The sequence below is a fragment of the uncultured Alloprevotella sp. genome, assembly GCF_963536905.1.
In the GTDB taxonomy this organism is placed as follows: domain Bacteria; phylum Bacteroidota; class Bacteroidia; order Bacteroidales; family Bacteroidaceae; genus Alloprevotella.
In genome coordinates this window covers 24900-48703 of sequence record NZ_CAUTBW010000012.1, presented here as the reverse complement: position 1 = coordinate 48703, position 23804 = coordinate 24900, and the positions used below count along the sequence as shown (strand labels likewise).

The 23804-nt window shown below is 41.1% G+C and carries 22 protein-coding genes and 1 tRNA gene; 17 read left to right on the top strand and 6 right to left on the bottom strand.

All coding sequences use genetic code 11. From position 1 onward, the window contains the following. Positions 1-102 precede the first annotated feature (102 nt). The gene (locus ABLA33_RS03490; protein WP_347719257.1) at positions 103-2430 is read right to left on the bottom strand and encodes an OmpA family protein; all 2328 of its coding nucleotides are present in this window, start codon (positions 2428-2430) and stop codon (positions 103-105) included. Between the two features lie 161 nt (positions 2431-2591). Here ABLA33_RS03490 and nagA point away from each other — a divergent pair, with 161 nt between their 5' ends. The 5 genes from nagA (at position 2592) to ABLA33_RS03465 (ending at position 6380) form a co-directional block, all read left to right on the top strand. After that, positions 2592-3746, top strand: coding sequence for an N-acetylglucosamine-6-phosphate deacetylase (nagA, locus tag ABLA33_RS03485; RefSeq protein ID WP_347719256.1), 1155 nt, complete (start codon positions 2592-2594; stop codon positions 3744-3746). A 63-nt stretch (positions 3747-3809) separates the two neighbouring features. Further along, a complete protein-coding gene (locus ABLA33_RS03480; protein WP_347719255.1) occupies positions 3810-4325 on the top strand; it encodes a DUF5063 domain-containing protein in 516 nt (171 codons plus the stop codon). Further along, positions 4322-4954, top strand: a complete 633-nt coding sequence (locus tag ABLA33_RS03475; RefSeq protein ID WP_347719254.1) for a 3'-5' exonuclease — start codon at positions 4322-4324, stop codon at positions 4952-4954. The genes ABLA33_RS03480 and ABLA33_RS03475 overlap by 4 nt, the downstream gene beginning before the upstream one ends. Before the next feature lie 80 nt (positions 4955-5034). After that, on the top strand, positions 5035-6216 hold the full coding sequence (locus ABLA33_RS03470; RefSeq protein ID WP_347719253.1) for a class I SAM-dependent rRNA methyltransferase: 1182 nt from the start codon (positions 5035-5037) through the stop codon (positions 6214-6216). Positions 6217-6307: 91 nt separating this feature from the next. Beyond that, positions 6308-6380: transfer RNA gene (locus tag ABLA33_RS03465), tRNA-Met, on the top strand. A 550-nt stretch (positions 6381-6930) separates the two neighbouring features. Here ABLA33_RS03465 and ABLA33_RS03460 read toward each other — a convergent pair. After that, complete coding sequence (locus ABLA33_RS03460; RefSeq protein ID WP_347719252.1) at positions 6931-7062, bottom strand: hypothetical protein; 132 nt, start codon at positions 7060-7062, stop codon at positions 6931-6933. A 269-nt stretch (positions 7063-7331) separates the two neighbouring features. Here ABLA33_RS03460 and cdd point away from each other — a divergent pair, with 269 nt between their 5' ends. Then, positions 7332-7808, top strand: coding sequence for a cytidine deaminase (cdd, locus tag ABLA33_RS03455; RefSeq protein WP_347719251.1), 477 nt, complete (start codon positions 7332-7334; stop codon positions 7806-7808). A gap of 29 nt (positions 7809-7837) precedes the next feature. Here the strand turns inward: cdd and mtgA are convergent, their stop codons facing one another. Continuing rightward, positions 7838-8524, bottom strand: coding sequence for a monofunctional biosynthetic peptidoglycan transglycosylase (gene mtgA, locus ABLA33_RS03450; protein ID WP_311490316.1), 687 nt, complete (start codon positions 8522-8524; stop codon positions 7838-7840). A 76-nt stretch (positions 8525-8600) separates the two neighbouring features. Beyond that, positions 8601-9002 carry a DUF3127 domain-containing protein gene (locus ABLA33_RS03445; protein WP_311490315.1) on the bottom strand — a complete coding sequence of 134 codons (402 nt, stop codon included), beginning with the start codon at positions 9000-9002 and terminating at the stop codon, positions 8601-8603. Positions 9003-9160: 158 nt separating this feature from the next. Between ABLA33_RS03445 and dnaN the strand changes: the two genes are divergently transcribed. The 11 genes from dnaN (at position 9161) to ABLA33_RS03390 (ending at position 19786) form a co-directional block, all read left to right on the top strand. Then, entirely contained in the window at positions 9161-10282 is a 1122-nt protein-coding gene (dnaN, locus tag ABLA33_RS03440; protein ID WP_311490314.1) for a DNA polymerase III subunit beta, read from the top strand. Positions 10283-10358: 76 nt separating this feature from the next. Continuing rightward, positions 10359-11129, top strand: a complete 771-nt coding sequence (locus ABLA33_RS03435; RefSeq protein WP_347719250.1) for a 3'-5' exonuclease — start codon at positions 10359-10361, stop codon at positions 11127-11129. Continuing rightward, positions 11126-12319, top strand: coding sequence for a bifunctional phosphopantothenoylcysteine decarboxylase/phosphopantothenate--cysteine ligase CoaBC (gene coaBC / locus ABLA33_RS03430; RefSeq protein ID WP_347719249.1), 1194 nt, complete (start codon positions 11126-11128; stop codon positions 12317-12319). The genes ABLA33_RS03435 and coaBC overlap by 4 nt, the downstream gene beginning before the upstream one ends. Next, the gene (locus ABLA33_RS03425) at positions 12301-13197 is read left to right on the top strand and encodes a DUF4835 family protein (RefSeq protein WP_347719248.1); all 897 of its coding nucleotides are present in this window, start codon (positions 12301-12303) and stop codon (positions 13195-13197) included. Before coaBC ends, ABLA33_RS03425 begins: the two co-directional genes overlap by 19 nt. A gap of 4 nt (positions 13198-13201) precedes the next feature. Beyond that, positions 13202-14863 (top strand): DNA repair protein RecN, encoded by a 1662-nt coding sequence (gene recN, locus ABLA33_RS03420; RefSeq protein ID WP_347719247.1) that lies wholly within the window; start codon positions 13202-13204, stop codon positions 14861-14863. A gap of 3 nt (positions 14864-14866) precedes the next feature. Next, complete coding sequence (locus ABLA33_RS03415) at positions 14867-16531, top strand: tetratricopeptide repeat protein (RefSeq protein WP_347719246.1); 1665 nt, start codon at positions 14867-14869, stop codon at positions 16529-16531. Positions 16532-16564: 33 nt separating this feature from the next. Next, positions 16565-17422, top strand: a complete 858-nt coding sequence (locus tag ABLA33_RS03410; RefSeq protein WP_311490308.1) for an RNA polymerase sigma factor RpoD/SigA — start codon at positions 16565-16567, stop codon at positions 17420-17422. A gap of 227 nt (positions 17423-17649) precedes the next feature. Further along, positions 17650-18054: a hypothetical protein gene (locus tag ABLA33_RS03405; protein WP_347719245.1), complete on the top strand. Its 405-nt coding sequence runs from the start codon at positions 17650-17652 to the stop codon at positions 18052-18054. A 20-nt stretch (positions 18055-18074) separates the two neighbouring features. Next, the gene (locus tag ABLA33_RS03400) at positions 18075-18992 is read left to right on the top strand and encodes a hypothetical protein (protein WP_347719244.1); all 918 of its coding nucleotides are present in this window, start codon (positions 18075-18077) and stop codon (positions 18990-18992) included. Continuing rightward, the gene (locus tag ABLA33_RS03395) at positions 18989-19501 is read left to right on the top strand and encodes a peptidase S41 (RefSeq protein ID WP_347719243.1); all 513 of its coding nucleotides are present in this window, start codon (positions 18989-18991) and stop codon (positions 19499-19501) included. Before ABLA33_RS03400 ends, ABLA33_RS03395 begins: the two co-directional genes overlap by 4 nt. A gap of 15 nt (positions 19502-19516) precedes the next feature. Further along, positions 19517-19786 (top strand): PqqD family protein, encoded by a 270-nt coding sequence (locus tag ABLA33_RS03390; protein WP_311490304.1) that lies wholly within the window; start codon positions 19517-19519, stop codon positions 19784-19786. Positions 19787-19937: 151 nt separating this feature from the next. Here the strand turns inward: ABLA33_RS03390 and ABLA33_RS03385 are convergent, their stop codons facing one another. After that, positions 19938-21206, bottom strand: coding sequence for a hypothetical protein (locus ABLA33_RS03385; protein ID WP_347719242.1), 1269 nt, complete (start codon positions 21204-21206; stop codon positions 19938-19940). 34 nt (positions 21207-21240) lie between these two features. Continuing rightward, complete coding sequence (locus tag ABLA33_RS03380; protein WP_347719241.1) at positions 21241-23508, bottom strand: TonB-dependent receptor; 2268 nt, start codon at positions 23506-23508, stop codon at positions 21241-21243. Positions 23509-23804 lie beyond the last annotated feature (296 nt).

The window sequence follows — 23804 nt, the reverse complement described above, 5'->3', positions numbered from 1 at the left end:
AACATAAAGAAATATGTTGTGAGCTTTTTTACAAGATAGCAGAAAGATTAAAAAGACACATCTCTAAAGCTAGTTAACTTTCTTAAAATCTCACACTCATTCCTAATAAATATCTACAGCATTAGGCTCATTTGCCTCCGACTTCTTAGGCTTAGTAGCCGGAGCTACGTAATTACCATTTTTATCAAAGAGACCATATGTTGTACGAAGAACACGGAACTCTGTTCTACGATTCAAAGCATTGGCAATCTCTTGCTGAGCTGGACGTAACGAACTGATACGCTCTGCAGTGAGAGTATCACCAACAGCAAGGAATGGGTATTCGGTATGCAACTTTGTTGTAACAACTTTAGGACGGCGTTTTCCATATCCCATAGGAGTCAAACGATCACGCGCAATACCTTGCTTCACAAGATAAGCCACTACAGCCTCAGCGCGTTGCTGAGAAAGGTGGTCATTATAAGCATCTGTCCCTCGATAATCACAATGTGCTGCCAATTCTATGGTAACATTAGGATTCTCTTTCAATAATGTAACCAACCGATTGAGTGCAACGCTGCTGCTATCCGTAATAGCAGCTTTATCAAACTGATAATAAATACCGCGGACTAAGACTGGGATACTAATATTAGGAAGGGGAAACTGCAAAACATATTGCGTAACATCTTTTCGAAGATTTTTATTTTGACGAGCTATTGCTCTCTCCACATCTGCTAGGGAAAGCGTATCAAGGCGCAACTGTTGCCGAACATTCAAATATCCATTGCACACAGCCATCAAGAGATAATTAACCCCAGGCTGCACAGGGGCTTCAAAAGAACCATTAGGTAACACACTAATCTTTTGGTTCGTCCCGTCTGTACCTACAATATACACTTGGGCAGAAGGTAGCTCATAGCCATCTTGTTCGTAAACCCAACCTTTCACGGTCAGTAAGCGTTCAGGATAACTAAATTCAAATATCTTATCCCAGCCACGACCTCCCGTACTACGAGAGGAGGAAAAATAACCGCGGTTATGAAGACCATCAAACGTAATACCAAAGTCATCCCCTTGACTATTCATAGGAGTAGGAAGATGATCTACAATAAGTTGTTGATAAAGAGTATCTACCAGCCCAGTCTGTTCTGCATCAAATAACACATCCTCCCCTCTAAAGCGTTTGGTAAACTGAGGAATACAATAAAGATCTAACCCGCCCCAATTAGGCGTACGTCCATCTGAAGAAAAATAGAAATCGCCATTAGGGCGAAATGTAGGAAATTCTTCATTACCATCAGTATTGATTTCTGAACCAAGATTCTCAACACCTCCAGCTCCATGTTCACCTATACGTATGCGCCACAAATCATATCCCCCAAAACCTCCCGGCATATTACTGGAAAAATAAAGCCATTTACCATCAGGAGAAACTGCCGGATGAGCATAGTCGGAAAGTGTATCTGCAGAAATCTTTACTTGTGTAGGTTTCGACCAAGTTGCATCAGAACGAGTAGATTGCCAAATCTCCGCCATACGAGGATATTTTGCATCAGTTCTACATACCGTGAAATACATCGTTGAGCCATCCGGAGAAAAACAACAAGCTCCTTCATCATCAGTAGTATTGATTCCTCCTTCTGCAGGTTCTACACGCTTCCAATTTCCCTTCTCGTCTTTGCGCGAATAGAAAATATCTCCCGCCTTCATTCCCGTAATGCCACTAATATCATTACCCTGTGTCTGACGGCGCGTTGTAGAGAAATAGATTTGATCATATTCTGTAGGAAGAAGAGCCGGAGAATAATCTGCGCGCGGAGAATTGAAAAGAACTGCTTGGCGAACTGTATAAGCAGAGACGTCTTTCTTATTTTCTATGGCTGCTTCACAATTAAGTAATCCCCTGTGAGCTATTTCAATATACTTTGAATCTACTTTCCTAGTCTTCAGGGTTGAAGTAGCCACAGACAAAGTATCAGAATTTGTCGTCTCCTTCGTTTTTCTATTGCCACGTTTAGACTTACGAACACTTACCACTTTCTTAGAGGGTTGACTAAATATTGCTTTTGGGGGAGATAAACTTTCTGTTATAAAATTCTGATAAGACTTACTTGCTTCTCCATACTCCCCCATAGCTCTTTGCATATCTCCAAGGCGAAGCCAAGTGAGCGTATCAGTATAATAATAGCGAGCAGCATTTGCATAATTTCCAACAGCTTTTGCCACATTCCCATAACAACGATAAGCATCTCCCATTTTGTAACTAAGTCGGCCTCGTTGTTCTCGCTCTTTCGCAGGAGTTTGCCTATACGCTCTCTGATATAAAGCTGCAGCCTCTGCATATTCTCCAATAGCAAGCGCATTGTCACCGCGACGGATAAGTCGATCAACAGGTGAGCAGGCACTCACACCTATAAATATAAGAAGGAGTAAAGATATATTCTTTAGCATAATTATTTTCAATCTGATAAACACGCAATGCGCAAGAAGTTTCAGCCACACATAAAGAGGCTTTCTACATCTATTCTATAACCGCAAAAACCCTCTCTTTATTGTATATAGTCAGAAGAAATGCTTACTTTTGCATAAGAATACTAAACCTATTGCTACAAATGAAACAGATATTTAATGGACGGATCCTCACTCCAGAAGGCTGGCTAGAAGGTGGCTCTGTGATTGTTGAGGGCAACAAAATTCTTGAAGTTTCAAATAGCGACCTCCCCATTGCTGGAGCTGAGCGCATAGATGCTAAGGGAGGCGACATCGTCCCTGGTGGAATAGAACAGCACTGCCATGGCGGTGGTGGCCGTGACTTCATGGAAGGTACCGAAGAAGCTTTTCGGGTTGCGATAGATGCGCACATGCAGCATGGCACCACGGCTATCTACCCCACTCTTTCGTCTTCAACGATGCCCATGATTTATGCGGCAGTAAGCACAACGGAGAAGATGATGAAAGAGGAAAATACGCCTGTCATGGGACTTCATCTTGAAGGACACTACCTTAATATAGATATGGCTGGTGGCCAAAACCCTGCAAATATTAAGGATCCAGATCCTGAAGAATATATTCCTCTCCTCGATAGCACTAATTGCATTAAGCGCTGGAGTGCTGCCCCTGAACTTCCGGGTGCTTTAGAATTTGGTAAATGCTGTCGTAAGCATGGAGTGCTCAATGCTATTGCGCACACAAAGGCCGACTTCGACCAAGTGAAGGCAGGTTTACAAGTAGGTTTCACACATGCCAATCACTTCTATAACGCCATGCGTGGTTTCTACAAAGTACGTGAATTTAAGCATGCTGGAACTGTTGAGGCCATCTATGATATGGATGAGATTACGGTAGAAATGATTGCGGATGGTATTCATGTCCCCCCCGTCATCCTCAATATGATTTACAAATTCAAAGGCGTAGAAAGAACTAGCATGATTACCGACTCTTTAGCAGTTGCTGCCAGCGACACTACTAAGTGCTTCGACCCAGGAACTATTATTGAGGACGGTGTTTGCAAGTTAGCCGATCGCTCTGCCATAGCAGGATCTGTAGCTACAATGGATCGCCTCGTTCGCACTGCTGTTCAGCAAGCTCACATACCAATGGAAGATGCCATTCGCATGGTGAGCGAAACGCCTGCAAAAATCATGGGCATCTACGATCGCAAAGGCTCACTCCAAAAGGGGAAAGATGCAGACATTGTCATCTATGACAAGGAGCAACAACTCCACTTCGTTATGGCAATGGGGCGTATCGCACGAAATGATTTATAATACTAAGAAAAACGGGAGACACAAGTGCTCCCGTTTACTTATCACTCTATTTCTCACATATTCATGAATTCTTTCCTTTACAGCCAACCAGTGCTCGACTTGATTACCATTGCGACAGAATATTGCAAGCAAGTGGAGCAGACAGAAGGAGAAGAACGCAACCACTTTATTGATGTGATGCGCGGTATTCTACCTATGATTTACCTCAAAATGTCTCTATTGGGAGATATTCCAGAAATTCCTGGTTTCAATGAAGGAAAACTAACCGAAGCGGACTACGATTATATCCGCCACAATGTCGCAGCTATTTTAGCTGAACGAGACGATTATTTGGATGTATTTGTAGAGGATTTCAAATACTCAGACCAACCAGTACTTTGTACTATCAGTGAGAATTTAGCAGATATTTATCAGGTTCTTAGAGAATTAGTCGAAACTTTCCGTGAAGGTTTCGAAGAACCTATGCAAGTAGCTCTCTTCGAAGCTGTTGAAAAATTCAAACTTTACTGGGGGCAGACACTTCTCAATGCTCTTCGAGCTTTGCATGATGCTCAATTCGGAGGAAACTATCAAGAATGAAACAACTCTTCATTAAGACCGATAAAAAATTCATTGCAGGATTGCCGCGCTTCAAGTATGAAGGGCGCATCGTTGTCATTCAAAGTGAAGCAGAAGCAGAACGAGCTGTGGCTGCACTTGAGAACTCCAAGATTTTAGGAATAGATACTGAAACTCGCCCATCTTTCCGTAAAGGCGTGTTTCACCAAGTTGCACTTTTGCAAATTGCAACCGAAGACATTTGCTTTCTTTTTCGCCTCAACTCCTTTGGCTTTATTTCTTCATTGCGCAAATTATTAGCCAACAAAGAAATCTTAAAAGTTGGTCTTTCGTTAAAAGACGACATCCACATGCTGGCTCAACGACATGCCTTTGTTCCTGGCCAGTTTCTTGATTTGCAGGACTATGTAAAAGAAATGGGTATTCAAGACATGAGCCTTCAGAAAATCTTTGCAAATGTTTTTCATCAACGGATTTCAAAGAGCGCTCAACTTAGTAATTGGGAAGCTGATATTCTTAGCCCCGCGCAAAAAACATATGCAGCTACAGATGCATATTCCTGTATCATGCTCTACAACGAACTTAAACATTTACGCGAAACAGGCTTTACACTGCTAAAACCTCAGCCTGCCGCAGAAATACTCCAATAAGCCTTTAATAACAGAAACGAAAGATAGGCAAAACAATTATTTTCGTTTCATCCTTCCTTTTGTAAACTATTCAAAAATATATGTATCCAACCATCCAATTACGTCACGGAAAAGCCGAAAGTCTTAAACGTTTCCATCCTTGGATATTCTCTGGTGCCATCCAAAGAATGCCCGACAATCTCACTGAAGGCCAGTTAGTAAGAGTCATTGACCACAAAGGAGATTTTTTAGCTATCGGACATTATCAAATTGGATCTATCGCTATACGCGTATTGTCCTTTGTTGAACGTAAAATCGATAATGAATTCTGGAAAGAACGTCTTTCCGAAGCGTTCAATATGCGGTGTTCAATTGGATTGGTAGAGCGTGAAGATAACAACACTCTTCGTCTTGTTCATGGAGAAGGTGACCAACTACCAGGTCTCATCATCGACTTATATGGTAAAACAGCTGTGATGCAAGCCCATTCCGTTGGTATGCACCTCTATCGTAAAGAAATAGCAGCTGCGCTCATTGACGTTTGCAAAGGAATTATCGAAAATGTCTACTATAAGTCCGAAACCACACTTCCCTTCAAGGCAGATCTACACGAGAAGGACGGTTTTATCATTGGGGGCAACGAGGATAACATAGCCATAGAATACGGACTCAAGTTCCATATCGATTGGCTTCGAGGGCAAAAAACAGGCTTCTTCATTGATCAGCGAGAGAATCGAAAGCTCTTGGAGCAGTACTCCATAGGAAAGAACGTGCTTAATATGTTTTGCTACACAGGTGGATTCAGTGTTTACGCACTCCGAGGTGGAGCCACACGCGTCACTAGTGTAGATAGTAGTGCTAAAGCTATAGATCTGACGCGAGCAAATGCAGAACTCAATTTCCCAGGTGACAGCCGACATGATGCTTATGCAGAAGACGCGTTCAAATTCCTTGAAAGGGCAGGCGACGATTACGAACTTATTGTCCTTGATCCTCCAGCATTCGCGAAACACAAGGGTGCGCTTCGCAATGCACTCAAAGGCTACACGCGCCTTAATGCTATTGCCATTTCTAAAATCCGTAAAGGCGGAATCATCTTTACTTTCAGCTGTTCGCAGGCCGTTAATAAAGACCAATTCCGCTTAGCAGTCTTTACAGCAGCAGCACAAGCTGGCCGCCATGTCCGCATCTTACATCAGCTGCATCAACCAGCCGACCATCCCATCAATATCTATCACCCTGAAGGGGAGTATCTAAAGGGACTTGTTTTAGAGGTAGAATAAGGGAAATTACATTTTTTTTGAAAAATCCTTGGTTGGTCGAAAACTTTATACTAACTTTGCACTCGCAAACGGGAGATAACATCCTGAATATCGCGGAGTGGAGCAGTTGGTAGCTCGCCAGGCTCATAACCTGGAGGTCGTTCGTTCGAGTCGAGCCTCCGCAACTTCAAAAGCATTCAACAGTTTTAAGTTGAATGCTTTTTCTTTTTATAGTTCTCCAAGCTTTTCTCAAAAACAAAAAGGAAAGAGGAAAATTACTCTCTATTTTTATAAATATTGAACTGTTCTATTGCCACAATCGTATCGAAACACAGGTTAGGAAACAGACGCCAAAGGTCTCTGCATCCTTATTTTCTCTGAAAAATCAATAAGGATAGCAGCCAACAACCTTATTGTGATTAAAAATCCCCTTATTGTATTTCCAATCTCTATAATAGAAAAATAAATATCTCCTTTAAAGAGCTGAAGAAAAGAGTATTTCAGTAACATCTCATTGCTGCACTATCTCCACCCCCATACACTAATCTTGGATTTCAATGCATTCTCAGCTCCATAGAGTAAGAATTATTTCTACAAAAAAACAAGTCAAAAGATAGTATTTTACGCTGTGTCATCATCTTGCGTTCATCCTAGGCCTCATTGTATAATTCCAGAAAAAAAAATAAAAAGCCGTGGTTGTAATAACCACGGCTATATTATGCTTTACAAAGTTCTTTACTGTGCGCCTTTACCAGCCATTAAGCGCTGGAGCTGCAGGTTGAGATTCTGGCACATTGATCCATTTCTCATCTCTTTGTAACGATTGATACGATACTGCAGCATTTCAATTAATTTTTTCTCTTTCATAATTTTCGTCTTTTTAGTGGTCTCCCGTATCGTTAGGAAGTCCTGTTTTTATGTCTATTTCTTTTCTCAGTGCAAAAATACTAAGATATTGCGAAGTATCAGATAGCAAAAGCATATAAACAGTTCTTTATTGGCTTTTTTAGCATTTAACTTTATGCTCTGGGAAGTCAAGTTTACAATTTTCCGATATAGTTATGCTCCATTTTAGAGTTTTTTCGTATGTTTGCACGGAAGGATGGAATTTGCACCTACTCAACTATCACATAAATATGGAATCTAAACATATCGAAATTCAATATAAAAGTGCTAAGGAAGAAGAACTTAGCGCAGAAGACTTTCAGCTAATAGAACAAGCTAAAAAAGCCACTCATACTAGTTATTCTCCTTTTTCTCATTTTAGCGTAGGTGCTGCAATTTTGCTTGATAATGGGGAAATCATTAAAGGAAGTAATCAGGAAAATGCAGCTTACACTACAGGAACTTGTGCTGAACGTTGCGCAATGTTTTATGCCAATGCTCAATTTCCCGAAGTTGGTATAAAAACTTTGGCAATTGCTGCAAGAGGAACAAATAGATCCTTTACACCCTCCCCTATCTCTCCATGTGGAGCATGCCGCCAAGTTTTAGCAGAAGTAGAACATAGATTTCATCCTTTTCGCGTTCTACTCTACGGAAAGGATAAAATCTATATTTTTGAATCTTTTGCAGATCTGCTTCCGTTTCAATTCAACGAAAGCTCACTATAAAAACCTTGGAATAATTCAAACTTGAGCACTTAATCCATGTGCATAACATCAATATTCCGCATCTGACGCTGAATCCAACGTTGCCGACTTCGCATAAAAGGTCCAGGATGTTTACTACTAAAACGTCTCGGATTTGGGAGAGTTGCTGCTATCAAAGCACAATCTGAGCGCGTCAGCTGATTGGCTTCACAATCAAAATTCTGAGCAGCCACTGCAGCTACTCCATATATCCCATCTCCCATTTCAATAGAATTGAGATATACTTCCATAATCCGTTCTTTTGACCAAAACAACTCAATTAATACAGTAAAGTAAGCTTCAAATCCTTTACGAATCCATGTTGAGCTAGGCCATAGGAAGACATTTTTTGCAGTCTGCTGACTGATAGTACTACCTCCTCTCCGGCGCTTACCTTCCATTTTTTCTTTTGCTGCGTCGACTATAGCATTCATATCAAATCCATGATGATGACGAAAGTTTTGATCTTCAGAAGCCATCACAGCAACCGGCATGTACACGGACATTTCATCTAAAGGTATCCAATGATGATAAAGCTTTGGCGATTCTCCATTCGCTACACTCTGCACACAACGAATCAGCATCAGAGGAGTAACATATACTGGAATCCAGCGATATGCTATTACTGCTATTATTGAAGAAATAAAGAAACTAGCAACAATCCAGCGTAAAACCTTCGCGATAAATTTGATTTTCATAACTCACAAGATAAAATAAGCGGATGAAACTGTACTTACGTCAGTTTCATCCGTATAGGAAATATCTTACTTTAAATTAGAAAGGCAGATCATCTACTTTGTCCTCACTAGCAGGAGCTACATCTGCTGTAGGAGCAGGAATATCTGTAGCAGGGGTTATAGGAGCTGCATCTACAACAGGAGGGACTGCATTTTCTGAGGCAGCAACTACACGCCACGCACGGATATTATTAAACCAACGTCCTTGATATTCATGAGCATCTACATCGAAAGAAACCGTAAGAGTCTGACCTACTTGAATGTTCATCTGCGAAATACGATCTTCACCAAACACATTGAACACCATGTGGCGAGGGAACTGGCTATTGCCGTCTACAAACTCAAGGACATAATCCTGAGAGGCCCAAGCATTTCCGCTACGACTAGAAGTACCACTACGTTTTTCAAGAACTTGAATAATTTTACCTGTAATTTCCATTTATATCTATGTTTTATTTTCTACGACCGCGAAATTACAATTAAAATCAGAGCTATAGGGATTTTAAGATTAAAAAAAAAGCATTTTCTTACTCATATTAGAATTTTATGTAACTTTGTCAGCACAATAAAATTAAGAAATACAAATCATAAACATACATGAAATTCGTACTCAATAGTTCATTGCTTTCACAGCGTCTACAACTTACCGGCCGCGTGATTACAGCAAAAAACAGTCTGCCTATTCTCAACAACTTTCTTTTTGAAATTGAGGAGCAGAAGCTCCGTATCACAGCCTCGGACAATGAATGTACACTAAAAACGACGATCGAACTCATCGAGAGCGAACAAGACATCCGCTTCACGGTGAACGCTAAGACTATCCAAGATGCAATGAAGGAAATTCCAGACCAACCATTGGAATTCTTCGTTGGTAGTAATCTCGATGTTACTATCCAATACCAAGGAGGTCACTATAACTTCATGGCACAACCTGCCGATGAATATCCCGTCACTCCTGAAATGCCTAGCGATGCCTCACGACTGACCGTAGGTGCAGAACTACTTTATGAAGCTCTAGGACGCGCTATCTTTGCAACAGCCAACGATCCTCTTCGTCCTGTAATGAATGGCGTATTCTTCGATATAGCTTCCAACAACGCTACCGTTGTTGCAACAGATGCACAAAAGCTGACGTGCAATAAAATATTGAATACTCAAGCTTCAAAGGAAGGAGCTTTCATTCTCCCTAAGAAACCTGCTGGACTCTTAAAGAATGTTTTACAAAAAGAGATGGGGGATGTTCGTATCCTCTTCAATGAGCGAAATGCTGATGTTTATACAGAAAATTTCGAAATGACATGCCGACTCATTGAGGGAAAATTTCCGAACTATAGTGCAGTCATCCCAAAGGATAATCCAAACATCGTAACTGTTAATCGCGATGCGCTGATGGCAACCCTCCGCCGTGTTTTGATTTTCTCTGGTGCAGCTAGCACACTTGTAAAACTTCAGCTATCACCTAGCAAGTTGACAATATCTTCTCAAGACATTGACTTTGCAATGTCAGCAGAAGAATCTCTACTCTGCGAGTACTCTGGTAATCCCATGAGTATTGGATTCAAAGGTCCGTCTCTCCTTGAGATTATCAATAATATTCAAGGCGAGGATGTGATTGTCCGATTGGCCGACGCAAGTCGTGCAGGGGTCATCATTCCTGCCGAGCAGAAAGAAAACGAAGAGGTTCAGATGATTCTGATGCCTCTCATGCTTCCAGATTGATACATATAACAGATAAAAGAATTATACATTGCGCTCAATTAGACTGTAATGTATAATTCTTTTCACCTAAAACAGAATGAAACTTCAACTTACACGCCCCATTATATTCTTCGACATTGAAGCCACAGGCCTTAAAATATCCAGTGACCGCATTGTCGAACTTTGTTTTATAAAAGTTTACCCAAATGGTAACGAGGAATCACAGGTCATTCGCTTTAATCCTGGGATTCACATATCAGCTGAGGCATCGGCCGTAAATGGTATCTATGATGCCGATGTTGCAGACTGCCCTTATTTCAAAGATAAAGCAGGAGAACTAGCAGCTATCTTTCAAGGGGCTGACTTAGCAGGATTTAATTCCAATAAGTTTGATGTTCCTCTCCTCGTAGAAGAATTTGCACGCGCTGGCGCCGACTTTGACATTTCAAAATGTCGCTTAGTAGACGTCCAAACTATCTACCACAAGATGGAACAGCGAAATCTTTCAGCTGCCTATAAATTCTATTGTAACCAAGATCTCACGAATGCCCACACGGCTTTGGCCGACACTAAAGCTACTTACGAAGTTCTTCAGGCTCAGCTCGACAAGTACGGAGAAGAGCTTCACAATAATATAGAGTGGCTTGCAGAATTTTCACGTCAGAACAGAAATGTAGACTTGGCTGGTCGCTTTGTCTACGATGAACAAGGTACTCCGGTGTTTAACTTTGGAAAATATAAAGGACAGCCTGTTGCCGACGTTTTGCAACGAGATTCCGGCTATTTTGGCTGGATGATGCAAGGCGATTTCACGCAAGACACTAAACAAACTCTTATGCGCTTACGTCTGAATACAGCTACACGATGAAAGGTAAGCACATCCTTCTCGGAATATCTGGCAGCATAGCTGCCTATAAAGCATGTACACTTATACGTCTGCTCATCAAAGCAGGAGCAGAAGTGCAAGTTGTCATCACACCTGCTGGCAAGGAGTTCATCACGCCTATCACCTTATCTGCTCTAACGTCTAAACCAGTGATCAGCGACTTCTTCTCACAGCGTGATGGCACTTGGCACAGCCATGTAGACCTCGGATTGTGGGCGGATGCAATGATTATTGCACCTGCAACAGCTGCTACACTTGGGAAAATGGCTCACGGCATTGCCGATAATATGCTCATCACAACATACTTGTCGATGAAGGCTCCAGTTTTTATAGCTCCAGCAATGGACCTGGATATGTTTGCCCATGCTTCTACACAAGAGAACCTCGAAATTCTGAAGCAACGTGGCAACTATATCATAGAACCCACACAAGGAGAATTAGCCAGTCATCTTGTAGGAAAAGGAAGAATGGAAGAGCCTGAAAAAATATACGAAACTCTCAAAGCTTTCTTCAACGGACAACAATGCTTGACAGATAAAACAATTGTCATTACAGCAGGCCCCACCTACGAAAAGATTGATCCTGTACGTTTCATCGGCAATTACTCCAGCGGAAAAATGGGTTTTGCATTAGCAGAGGAATGTGCAGCACGAGGAGCAAAAGTTGAACTCATTGCTGGCCCTGTGAATCTTACTACGCATCACCCGAATATCTTTCGCACCAATGTTGAAAGCGCACAGGAAATGTACGAAGCGGCCACAGAGAAATTCCAAAAAGCAACTGCAGCAATTCTTTGTGCGGCAGTTGCAGATTTTACCATGGCACAAACAGCCAGCGAGAAGATAAAACGCAAGGGAGAGAATCTAACTCTCGAGCTAAAACCTACTCAAGATATTGCAGCAGCTCTTGGAGCAGCAAAAACTCCTTATCAAAAACTTGTGGGCTTTGCGCTTGAAACAACGGATGAACACAATAACGCTCGCCTGAAATTAAAGAAAAAGAATTTAGATTTTATTGTACTGAATTCTCTCAATGATAAAGGTGCGGGGTTCCAATACGACACAAATCAAATCACGATACTAAATAATGACAAAGAGTATCCTTATCCACTGAAAAGTAAAACTGAAGTGGCGCGGGACATTGTCGATTTCTTATGCGGATTATTCGAATAATTCTTTTCTTCCTTGTGCTCTGTACACAAATGAAAGCTCAAGAACTTGAAGCTAAGGTTAGCGTTAATCATCAGAAGATAAACCAATCCTCAACAGCGGTATTTGATGATTTACAGCAACAACTGACGGAGTTTATCAATACTCGGCAGTGGACGAATATGCAATTTCGGAAAAACGAAAGAATTAGATGTACATTCAATATTATTGTCAATAAATACAATGAATCAGACAATTCATTCGAATGTACCCTTAGTGTGCAAAGTATCCGGCCTGTTTATAATTCAGCGTATACTACTACAGCCTTTAGCATTCAAGATCCTTCATTCAATTTCCGCTTCCAGCAGTACGATAAATTAGAATTTCGCCCTGACGTTATTGATAATGAACTGACGGCTCTTATTGCATACTATGCCTATTTAATTATAGGAATAGATAACGACACCATGTCACCTCTTGGAGGGACCGACGCATTGACAGTAGCGCAAAGCATTGTGAATAATGCTCAGAGTTTTCCTTCTAAAGGTTGGAAAGCTTTTGATGATTCCAAGAATCGATATGCCATTATCAATGACATGCTAGATAGCGGAATGGAACCCTTCCGCCGCATGCAATACAAATACTACAGAGAAGGACTTGATATTATGGCTGAAAATGCTGACCGCGGACGAGCAGCTATTACAGAAGCTATAGGACTTTTACAAAAGTCGCACGAAAACAAATCGTTATCTTCTCTCCCACAAGTTTTTACAGATATAAAAGCTGACGAATTGGTTAATATCTATAAAGGAAAAGGCACCACAGCAGAGAAAGAAAAGATTGTTGAGATACTATCCAATATCAATGCGTCAAAGAATTCGTCTTGGCGACAAATGAAATAAAACAATGCTACAGCACTTACACATAAGCAATTATGCGCTCATTGAAAAGTTAGATATCAACTTTTCAAATGGTTTCTCTGTCATCACAGGCGAAACGGGTGCCGGAAAAAGTATAATTCTTGGAGCCTTAGGTCTCATCATGGGGCAGCGGGCTGATGCTAAGGTTATCAAAACAGGAGAAAGAAAATGCTATGTTGAAGCTATATTTCAAGTAGAGGGGCTTCAACTTGAGAAGTTATTAGAAGACCACGACATTGATTTTGATGAAAAGGAATGTATTGTACGCCGCGAAGTCACCGTACAAGGAAAAAGTCGTGCTTTCATCAACGACAGTCCCGTTCCTCTCTCTCTTCTAAAAGAAGTGAGTAGTCATCTAATAGATATACACTCACAACACCAAAACTTACTTTTGGGGCATGAACATTTTCTCATAGAAACTCTCGATACTATTGCTGCCAATCCTCAAGTCTTATTAAACTACACGACACAATACACTGCGTGGCAACGTGCTACCACAGAATTAACTAGACTCCAAGAACAAGCAGAAAAAGACAAGAATGATACAGATTTTTTCAATTTTCAATTACAACAACTTGAAGAAGCGCAACTCATAGAAGGCGAACAAGAGCAGCTAGAAGAAGAGTCCAATACTCTTTCGCATGCAGAAGAAATCAAGCAGAGTCTTTTCCAGGCGTCAGGACTTTTTTCTGTTGATGAGCACAATCCCGTCACGGAGCTGAAAAGCAGTAGTCAGATTCTATCCTCTATACAAAAAGTTTTCCCCATTGCTGGAACCTTATCCGAAAGAATAGACAGTGTAAGAATAGAACTTGAAGATATTGCAGATGAACTAGAGCAGCAACTAGAATCTGTTGAGTTTGATCCCGCACGACAAGCGTTTGTCGATGACAGACTCAATACCATCTATTCGCTTGAAAAGAAACACAATGTTGAAACTGTTGCAGAGTTGCTAACAAAGCAGGAAGAACTTAAGAACTTCATCAACAAAATTGAAAATATTGATGAAGAAGTAGCTAAGAAAACTGTAGAAGTCAACAAAGCAGAACAAGCAATGTATGCCGCAGCTAAGGAGTTGACTGTCAGTCGCCAAAAAGCAGCAGAAAAAATTGAAAAAGAACTCATCATCCAACTGCAAGAATTAGGAATGCCTGGTGTTCGTCTCAATTTCTCTTTTGAACACCGCAATCAGCCAGATAGTAATGGTGCCGATAAAGTAACGTTCCTCTTCAGTGCAAATAAAAATACGGCTATGCAGGATGTGGCTCAAATTGCATCTGGTGGAGAGATCGCTCGCTTGATGCTTTCCTTAAAAGCCATTATCTCACAAAGCCGAAACTTACCGACAATTGTGTTTGACGAAATCGACACAGGTGTTTCAGGTACTATGGCAGAAAAGATGGCTGAAGTTATGAATCGTATGGCGAAAAATTGCCAGGTTCTCTGCATTACTCACCTCCCACAAATTGCAGCTATTGGTGTCTACCATTATCGTGTATTCAAAAAAGAAAATGAACATGGAACATCTAGCCATATAGATTTGTTGTCCACCGAAGAGCGCATACAAGAAATTGCTAATATGCTTTCAGGCGCACAAATGACCGAGGCAGCCATCAACAATGCGAAATCCTTACTAAAACTTCAATAAAACATGCGAAAACTATTATTATCCTTCATTTTAACTTTATCTACACTTTTTCCCTTTATAGGTATTGCAGGTCCGTCTGACGCAGTCTTCAACATATTTACGTATAAAGCCGATGGTACTATATTGGCAAATGGCTATGGCTTCTTTATTAACGGCCAAGGGGAAGGAGTTGTCTCCTTCAATCTTTTAAAAGGAGCTTACCGAGCAGAAATTATTGATGCCAAAGGAAAGAAATTCAATGTAGTCCGTATCCTAGGAGCAAATAGCGTCCTTGACTTAGCAAAATTTCGTACTGATTCACACAAAACTCCTTTTTTAGAACAGAGTACGGCAACACCCGAAAATGGAACACTTCTCAACTTAGCAACCTACAAGAGCACCGGAGTTGCCGCCATTATAACGAATGTATCTGATTTCAACCAATACAAATACTTTGACCTTAATGCTCAAAATGTTGACAAGAACTTTGGTTGTCCCCTTATCGACAATAATCGGCGTGTAGCTGCCATCGTACAAAAGAACTTCACAAACGGAGCCACCACAGCTTGTGCTCTTGATATAAAAGCCATCAATACGCTCAATATCACAGAGACAGGTTCACTCAATCCCGATTTGAAGGAAATCAAAATTCAGAAGGCACTTCCTAATGATGAGAAAGCAGCATTGGCTTATATTTATCTTATGAGCTCTGCTGATAGTACGGCCTACATAACAACACTCAATGATTTCATTGAGACCTACCCAGACAATGCCGAAGGTTTCGTTAATCGCGGCACGTTCTATGCCACAAAGAAGCTCTATTCTCTCGCAGAGAAAGACTTTAAGACAGCTCTATCAAAAAGTTCTGAAAAGTCAACCATTAAAGCTGATGGCATACACTTTACTCTTAGTAAACTCATGTACAACGTTGCACTACAGACTTCCAATAATTCAGATTGGACCCTTCCGCGCGCGTTAGAAGAAGCAGAACTCGCCTATCAAGCTAATCCAAGTCCGCTTTATCTCATGCAACAAGGCCACTGTCTGTATGCCAATAAGCAGTACGATAAAGCCTACGATGCTTATAATAAAGTAAATACCACGAACTTTGCCTCTCCAGAGTCATTCTATGCAGCTGCCAACGCACTCTCCTTTATGAAAGGCGATAGCACAAAAATACTTGCTCTTCTAGATAGTTGCGTAAACCGCCTCAATAAACCTTATAGTAAGAACGACGCAAACTATCTCTTTGTTCGTGCCCAGTATCTGACACGCCTTGGTAAGTTTCGCCAAGCTGTTGCAGACTACAATGATTATGAAAGTGCAATAGGACCTGCATCTCTTACTGCAAAATTTTATTATATTCGCGAACAAGCCGAACGTTCATGCCGTATGTACAAACAAGCCATTGATGATATCCGCTATGCGCAGACTTTGTCTCAAAAACCTGAATACTTCGATTATCGTCTCGAAGAAGTTTCCTTATGGCTTATTGCAGGTGAGTTCCAAACGGCAATTGATGCAGGAGAAGCCCTGATAAAGGAGCTTCCAGATAATGCTGATGCGTACCGCTTACTAGGAATTGCCTATGGAGAACTCAAAAACAAGGCAAAGGCTATTAGCTATCTGAACAAAGCAAAGCAACTCGGCGACACTTCAGTTGAATCTTTCATGAAAAAATACCAATAAAATCACATCATTCAACCTTCTAATCTTGAACCTATGAGACAGTTGAAGATTCTGCAGATGATTACCAACCGCGAAGGAGAATCCTTAGAGCGGTACCTGCAAGACATTAGTAAGGAACCTACCATCAGTGCTGACGAAGAGGTTGAACTCGCACGCCGTATCAAGACAGGCGACAATGAAGCTCTCAACAAACTCGCTAGTGCAAATCTCCGCTTTGTAGTTTCTGTTGCCAAACAGTATCAAGGTCAAGGATTGAGCTTAATAGATCTTATTAATGAGGGAAATCTTGGACTCATCACTGCTGCGAAACGTTTTGATGAAACCCGCGGCTTTAAGTTTATCTCCTATGCAGTATGGTGGATCAGACAATCTATATTACAAGCATTGGCAGAACAAAGTCGCATTGTACGCCTCCCTCAAAATCAAGTGGGTTATGCCAGTCGCGTGATGAGATTCTACAATGAGTTTGTACAAAAGAATGAACGTAAACCCTCAATTGAAGAGATTGCAGATGGAACTGGTCTAGAACTAGATAAAATCTCCACGGCTCTACACTCATCGGGAAAACATATTTCCTTCGATGCGCCACTCGTAGAAGATGAGGATAGCTGTCTGCTTGATTTACTCTACAATCCAGAAAATGCAGCCACAGACAGTCACCTCGCCAACGAATCTCTGAAAGAAGAAGTAGATCGAGCTCTTCATCAACTACCGGAAAGAGAACGCCAAATTGTACAAATGTTCTTTGGTATCGGCTACCCCGAACTCAGCCTAGAGGAAATCGGCGAAAAGATGAATCTGAGTCGCGAGAGAGTCCGGCAAATCAAAGAAAAAGGTATAAGCCTTTTGCGCAATGCCCACGAAAGTACGATTCTGAAAACATATCTCTAATTTTTTGAGACGCTCAAATCTGCAAGCACTTTTAGGTTACTTGCAGATTTTTTTATTTATACAATGACCTGTCACATTTACGCTCCACCTTTTGATAAGGTCTACTATCTGTAGATATGTAATTTCTCATAAAGAGAATGATTTTCGGTTCGTTATCCATTATATAAGGAAGTAAAACTTGCGATTCATAGTAAAACACTATCTTTGCAGAGAAATAACAAATGAGAATGAAAAGGATATTCCTAAGTTTTATCGCCATGCTCATGGCTGTAGCCATGCAAGCTAAAGATGATGGCAAAATTTATGTTTTTGGAGTAAGCACAAGTTTCAATGACTCCATTGTTTATCTCTCTTCTGTGCAAGATTTACAAGGGGCTTCCCTTCAGAAGAAGACAGGTTTTCTTGAGTATCGCAGTTTCTATTCTGCAGAGTTTCAACATTTTTTAGAATCTAAGTACCAAGGTAATCAAACTTGCGCTATTTTCTTTGCAACAGATCGCAAGAAATTAGAGAAAAAATATTTGAAACTCCGCAAAAGACTGAGCAAGGGAAAACCTGATACTCTCAAAGAAATATCTGCCTCAGACTTCCAATTCAGTGTGCCTGCAGTTCAGAAAACTGAAGAACAATAATTTTATCAGACTTTCAAGAAATGAATAAGCAAGACCTTTCTTTCTGCATTGCTGGGGCCTACTTGCGCGTTCTCTTTTTAGAGGACGTTGACGGCCGCCACTATCTAGAAACATACGCTCCATTTTACGTTAAAGAAACCAAGGAAAAGCTAATGTTTACAATGACTGTTGGCGATGGACTCGTTAATGATGAGCCTGAAGGTTCAGAGGTAGGACAATTCGACTGCGGAGGTAACAACCATGGTGTATACTTATTACCCAATGGAGGCTATAAGATGATTATTTCCAACCTGAATGGCGAAAAAGCATGTGCTCTCCGGACCAATACCAACTTTTCCGATTGTCAGATATCCCTCTTTGGCGAACTTCCCAACAGAGCTTTTGGTCTTAACAATGCAATGATGGTGGCCTTTGCCTTTGCTGGAGCGCACCATAATATATTGCTTATGCACTCCTCTGTGGCTCTACACGATGGCCGTGGCTACTTATTCTTAGGAAAGAGCGGTACAGGAAAGAGTACTCATAACGATTTATGGAATAAATATATTCCAGGAACAGAAATCCTAAACGACGATAACCCCGCAATACGTATTGTGAACGGAAAGCCATTTGTCTGTGGAACTCCGTGGAGTGGAAAACGTAATTTCTATCGTCAATTAAGTGTTCCCATAGGAGCTTATGTACGTTTAGAGCAGGCTCCAGAAAATATCATTGAGAAAGAACACAAACTACAGGGATTTGCCACAATTCTCTCCTCATGTTCCACCATGATTTGGGACAAACCCTCCTACAACGCTATCTGCGACACAGCCAGTGCGGTAGCCAGTGTGATTCCAGTATTTCATTTAAAAAATCGCCCAGACGAAGAAGCTGCAAAGATGAGCTTCGAAGCATGTACGGGCAAGAAATATGTTTTCAAAAACGCTGAAAAAGCATGAAAACAATCTCTCTACCTAACGACATATTTATCCCTCAAATCAAAGATTTAATAGACGAAGGACACACAGCTACGTTTCATGTCCGCGGCTTTAGCATGCGTATCTTTGTAGAAGATCGGCGCGACAAGGTATTGCTGGGTCCGTGTAACGAGAAGCCCAAAGTGGGCGATGTAATCCTTGCCAAAGCATGCCTCTGCGGAGCAACGCCAGACGAGATTATCAGTGCACCACACTATGTTCTCCATCGTATCATTCAGATTGAGAACAACAAAATCATCCTCCGCGGGGATGGCAATATCATAGGAAGAGAAGTATGCGAGCAGAAGGACATTATTGGAATAGCCTTAGGATTTTATCGCAAAGGCAGACAGAATCCCGACTTAGTAACAGGACTAAAATGGCGCATCTATTCACGCGTATGGATATTTCTCACACCTGTTCGTCGGTGGATTTTAGCTGCATATCGGCACATTTGGCTTCGCCTTTTCCCCATTAAAATTGAACAATAAACAAAGAAAACAACCATGCGAATAAAGAAAGGATTAGAACTCCGCGATGTATGCGGAGAAAAAGTTATCATCCCACAAGGAATTGAAAACCTCGACTTCAGTAAGATGATAAACCTCAATGAATCAGCAGCCTTCCTATGGGAAAAAGTGTGCAACGATGATTTTTCTGAAGAACAGCTTACAGCAGCTCTTTGCGAAGAATACGACGTCGATACTCAAACAGCTCAACAAGATGTTCACGCTCTCGTTGAGGAATGGAAAAAACTAGGAATAGTCGAAGCTTAATACCTTCTCAGGAACTATTAAGCGCAACCAGATTTTTGTAACTCTTTCTGGTTGCGCTTCTTCTTTCCAAAAAATTCAATATCGACAATAAAGAGCAAACTAGGGGCGACCTATTAAAGGCCGCCCCTATCATTGGATAAATCTTTAGATACTAGCGAATCTTGCTAACAGGATTTCCAACCTTAGCAAAGCTATGGAAGAAACTAGGATTACCTTTTACAGTAATAACTGGACCCTCAACTTGCTTTGTTGTAGGATTGTAGATATAAAATCCATTTGCTTTTTTATTGGCACTACCAAAAACAATCACATTCTTATGGCGTGCGATAGCAACCCCCTGAGGATTAGAAACTTCCATTCCAGGAATCACACTCATTGTTTTCTGCTTTAAGTCAATCTCTATAGGAACATTCGTCATGCTCACATAAGGATTCTCTGTTCCTTTGGGATCAAGAGCGAAGGAGTTGAGATAAGCATAAGCTTTTCCGTCGCCTGCATAAAGGATTGTACTAAGAAAATCTGCATGTTTGGTAGACAAGCCTGCAACTTCTGTCTTATTAAAGTGAATACAATAGTTAGGATCAATATCTGTTGAACCATTCTTGATGCGCACGATTCCTCCAGGGAATTGTGGAATAAAGCCAAACGCACCAATACAATTTATATAGATATTCTTCTGTTCATCCATAAAGATAGAGCCAGCATCAATCGGTCGTGTTGCAAAACTCAATCCCAGAGTTGTATTAACAATGTGTTTTTCTATTTTATCTGTCTTCGTATCTATCAACGCCAACTCAATATTGTTGCGTGCAGGCATATATTGTGCATTCATTTGGTTGAGACCGACAAATAGTTTGCCGTCGCGGATAATCATAGCAGCAGGCGAAACATTCGTTTCTGGCTGTTTGAGCGAATTAAGATCAATATCTGTCAGTTTCGTCATCGTTTTTGGATTAAAAGCCATAACGATTCCAAGTCCTTGCAAACTGACGTATGCTTTTTCGCTATTAAGTTCCACGATATTGGCAGCAGCAGCCCCCGCGGGGATTGGCAGAGCTCCCTGTTTTATCCATTTTCCTTCAGCATCTAAGCGATAGCGTACAATCTCTGCCTTTGTATTTCCCATATAGTCAGGAAAAGCATAGATATTTCCAGATTCTGTTGCAATCGGAGTAGAGCCAAAGCCTACGGGGATACTATTTGAATTGTCGTAACTTCCTGGTATCAAGTCGGTAAGTGCCTGCATATAGACACTGCCACTATTCCCTTCAGGATTTGTAATACCTGTGGCAAAGACTACCCCTGAAAAAGTTTTTCCGCGAGGATTAGGAGTTGGGGTAGGAGAAGGATCATCCTTACTACAGCCACAAACAAGAGCTGCCACCATGGCAACTGCAAGCATTGATTTTAGATTTCTCATTAGTTATATTTTAGAATTAAAAATTATTGATTGCCTACTTAAATAAATATCTCACCTTAAAACTCACATAACGGCCTGGTAGAGGGCGATTCAGTTCAGAAACAACACGACGGTCTGCCAAATTCTTCACTTTCAGTGTGAATGTCCAGCGATTATTCTTCAAGCTATGTTCCAAGGCTACATCCATCGTAAAAGAAGTGGGAATCTTGCGCTCTTGATAGCGACTCACTTCAAAATCATAGAAATACTGATGAATATAGGACGCATCGAAAATAAAGCGAGAATTTTGCCCCTTTCCTCCAAAGAGATTTTCTTTGTGAAATTCTGCTCCAAAATTGAATAGCAAGTAGGGCACATTTGGAATACGCTTGTTGTAAGTGGGATTCGCTACAGCCGTACCAGGGATATTCTGTCTAACATCGCGCAAGTCTTGATAAGTTCCGTTGGCATAAAGATAAAGCCATTGCAAAACATCTCCTTTCGCATCCAGTTCTACTCCTTTCGTACTCACACTACCAAAATTGCGATATCGCGCCATAGTTGGTATCATATCAGGAGTAAAGCGTATCATATCATTCAAATGATTATAGAAGGTATTCAGTTCCAATTCAATGAGACGCCCATCTTTTCTCACACGACGATAGAGCAAGCCAAGATTCATACCTGTTGTGCGCTCGGGTTTTAGAGCTGGCGAGGCTAGAATAGAAGAACCATTACCGATAAGTTCTTCGCTTGTTGGGATACGAACCTCAGAATTGAAGGAAGCTTTGAGCAGCAAGTTGGGTGTGAACTTGTAGCGCATAGCATCACTGAATCCTACATATTTTTTTGAGATATAGACAGGTTCTGGTGAAGTTACAGAGAACACGCTGATGCTGCGAGAATGGGACGAGAAATAAAAGTTTTTCAGCGTAAAGGCATTTTGAAATCGTCCGTCAAAAAGCGATAAATCATAGGAAAAGCCAACTGTAACGGTTGTCATTTTACTGGGAAAATTGGATTTAAAGCCTAGAGCCTTATCCATTAACGAATCGCTAGGATTCAACCGTGTGCGGTCGGCATAGATATTAAGATTGATAGAATGATGCTCATCGATCGTATAGCCCATATTAAATTTTGAGATAAATTCTTTTGATTTATTCTTTCCATCCGAAGGATAATTATTCTGTTCTCCACCAAAAGAAGACACAGGCGGCAATTCTCGCCCATCCCAATCGTAGCGATTTTTAGCCTTATCTTGCAAACCATACCAGCTCCAAACATATCCAGCACCAAAGTCGAAATCAAGACCATCAAGGAAGAAGTTCTTGCGTTTCAGTGAGAATGCTGTCACAAAACCGCAGGAGTGATTGAAGGCCTCTCTCACATCAAGGTCAATGCCTTGCACCTCTTGCCGCGTTTTCGTAAAAACAACCTCCAACTTCATTTCATCAAACCACCATTTTGTAGCTTTTATTGATCCTCCTCCTATGATCTTCTTGAAACTATCGTGATCTCTTTTCACGATACGATTGTCAAGATTTGCCAGCATCATCTTGTAGTTGTTCTTTGAAAAAGAGAATACACCTCCTAAGCCAAATTGCAAACCACTCTTACGGTTAGTCCACTTAAAAATGGGTGATGCTTGATGAGTATTGAACGAACCAGACTCGTAAGAAAAGTCCATATAAACAGGAGGATACTCTTTTAGAACCACATTAACGGCTCCTCCAAGTGCAGAACCTCCAAACTTATATGGTACTATACCTTTATATACTTCGATACGCTCAATCATATCTGTAGGAATATCGTTGAGCGCCACGAAATTGCCCAATTGTGACATAGGAGTTTCATCAATATACATTCCCATGCGTTTCCCCTCAAGTCCACGTACGGAAATGCGCGAAGCACTGCCCAAGCCCCCCGTATTCCTTACCGTAATGCCCACGGTGCGTGCCAAAACATCGTTGATATTTGAAGCTGTCCCCTGCAACTGCCGTTGCCCGATAACGGAAATAGGCATAGCAGATTCTTTCAGCGCGCGAATTTCACTTCGTGCCACTACCGTAGCTTCGCCAAGAGTTTTTTCAGTGCTTTGCAATGAGATATTGTAAGACATACTATCCTTCACGATCAATTCTTGCTGCACGGACTTATAGCCCACACATCTCACGAGAAGCAACACACGTTTGTTCTCTGCCACAGCTAAGTGATAAGCACCTGTGGCATCCGTGGTCGTCTGCTTTTTTGCCTTAGCAATCGATAGTATAACCCCAGAAAGAGGTTCACCAGTTTTGGCATCGGAAACCTTCCCGTAAATCACAGATTCTTGTGCCAGAACAGAAAGTATTCCCCCAAAGAAAAGGCACACAAAAAGCAGAAATCCCCTACTCTTTACCTCCTTTATCCAGGAAAACAACTTAAAAAAAGGATTATTCGTGGTCATTATTTTTGTCATATAAGCCGAAATTTAGTTTTTTATTTAGAATAACGATATTCTTCGTTAGAGCTCTTCCACGTAAGGATAGGGATGCCAAACAAAAATAGCGATGACAAACCAGATTGCAACGATTCGTTTTCGCATGCAAAAGTAGAACGAAAGCAAAAAACTTCCATACC

Excerpts from the sequence above, each read along its gene's own strand:
- ABLA33_RS03490 (WP_347719257.1), bottom strand. The coding sequence starts at position 2,430 with ATGCTAAAGAATATATCTTTACTCCTTCTTATATTTATAGGTGTGAGT.
- nagA (WP_347719256.1), top strand. The coding sequence starts at position 2,592 with ATGAAACAGATATTTAATGGACGGATCCTCACTCCAGAAGGCTGGCTA.
- ABLA33_RS03480 (WP_347719255.1), top strand. The coding sequence starts at position 3,810 with ATGAATTCTTTCCTTTACAGCCAACCAGTGCTCGACTTGATTACCATT.
- ABLA33_RS03475 (WP_347719254.1), top strand. The coding sequence starts at position 4,322 with ATGAAACAACTCTTCATTAAGACCGATAAAAAATTCATTGCAGGATTG.
- ABLA33_RS03470 (WP_347719253.1), top strand. The coding sequence starts at position 5,035 with ATGTATCCAACCATCCAATTACGTCACGGAAAAGCCGAAAGTCTTAAA.
- ABLA33_RS03460 (WP_347719252.1), bottom strand. The coding sequence starts at position 7,062 with ATGAAAGAGAAAAAATTAATTGAAATGCTGCAGTATCGTATCAATCGT.
- cdd (WP_347719251.1), top strand. The coding sequence starts at position 7,332 with ATGGAATCTAAACATATCGAAATTCAATATAAAAGTGCTAAGGAAGAA.
- mtgA (WP_311490316.1), bottom strand. The coding sequence starts at position 8,524 with ATGAAAATCAAATTTATCGCGAAGGTTTTACGCTGGATTGTTGCTAGT.
- ABLA33_RS03445 (WP_311490315.1), bottom strand. The coding sequence starts at position 9,002 with ATGGAAATTACAGGTAAAATTATTCAAGTTCTTGAAAAACGTAGTGGT.
- dnaN (WP_311490314.1), top strand. The coding sequence starts at position 9,161 with ATGAAATTCGTACTCAATAGTTCATTGCTTTCACAGCGTCTACAACTT.
- ABLA33_RS03435 (WP_347719250.1), top strand. The coding sequence starts at position 10,359 with ATGAAACTTCAACTTACACGCCCCATTATATTCTTCGACATTGAAGCC.
- coaBC (WP_347719249.1), top strand. The coding sequence starts at position 11,126 with ATGAAAGGTAAGCACATCCTTCTCGGAATATCTGGCAGCATAGCTGCC.
- ABLA33_RS03425 (WP_347719248.1), top strand. The coding sequence starts at position 12,301 with ATGCGGATTATTCGAATAATTCTTTTCTTCCTTGTGCTCTGTACACAA.
- recN (WP_347719247.1), top strand. The coding sequence starts at position 13,202 with ATGCTACAGCACTTACACATAAGCAATTATGCGCTCATTGAAAAGTTA.
- ABLA33_RS03415 (WP_347719246.1), top strand. The coding sequence starts at position 14,867 with ATGCGAAAACTATTATTATCCTTCATTTTAACTTTATCTACACTTTTT.
- ABLA33_RS03410 (WP_311490308.1), top strand. The coding sequence starts at position 16,565 with ATGAGACAGTTGAAGATTCTGCAGATGATTACCAACCGCGAAGGAGAA.
- ABLA33_RS03405 (WP_347719245.1), top strand. The coding sequence starts at position 17,650 with ATGAAAAGGATATTCCTAAGTTTTATCGCCATGCTCATGGCTGTAGCC.
- ABLA33_RS03400 (WP_347719244.1), top strand. The coding sequence starts at position 18,075 with ATGAATAAGCAAGACCTTTCTTTCTGCATTGCTGGGGCCTACTTGCGC.
- ABLA33_RS03395 (WP_347719243.1), top strand. The coding sequence starts at position 18,989 with ATGAAAACAATCTCTCTACCTAACGACATATTTATCCCTCAAATCAAA.
- ABLA33_RS03390 (WP_311490304.1), top strand. The coding sequence starts at position 19,517 with ATGCGAATAAAGAAAGGATTAGAACTCCGCGATGTATGCGGAGAAAAA.
- ABLA33_RS03385 (WP_347719242.1), bottom strand. The coding sequence starts at position 21,206 with ATGAGAAATCTAAAATCAATGCTTGCAGTTGCCATGGTGGCAGCTCTT.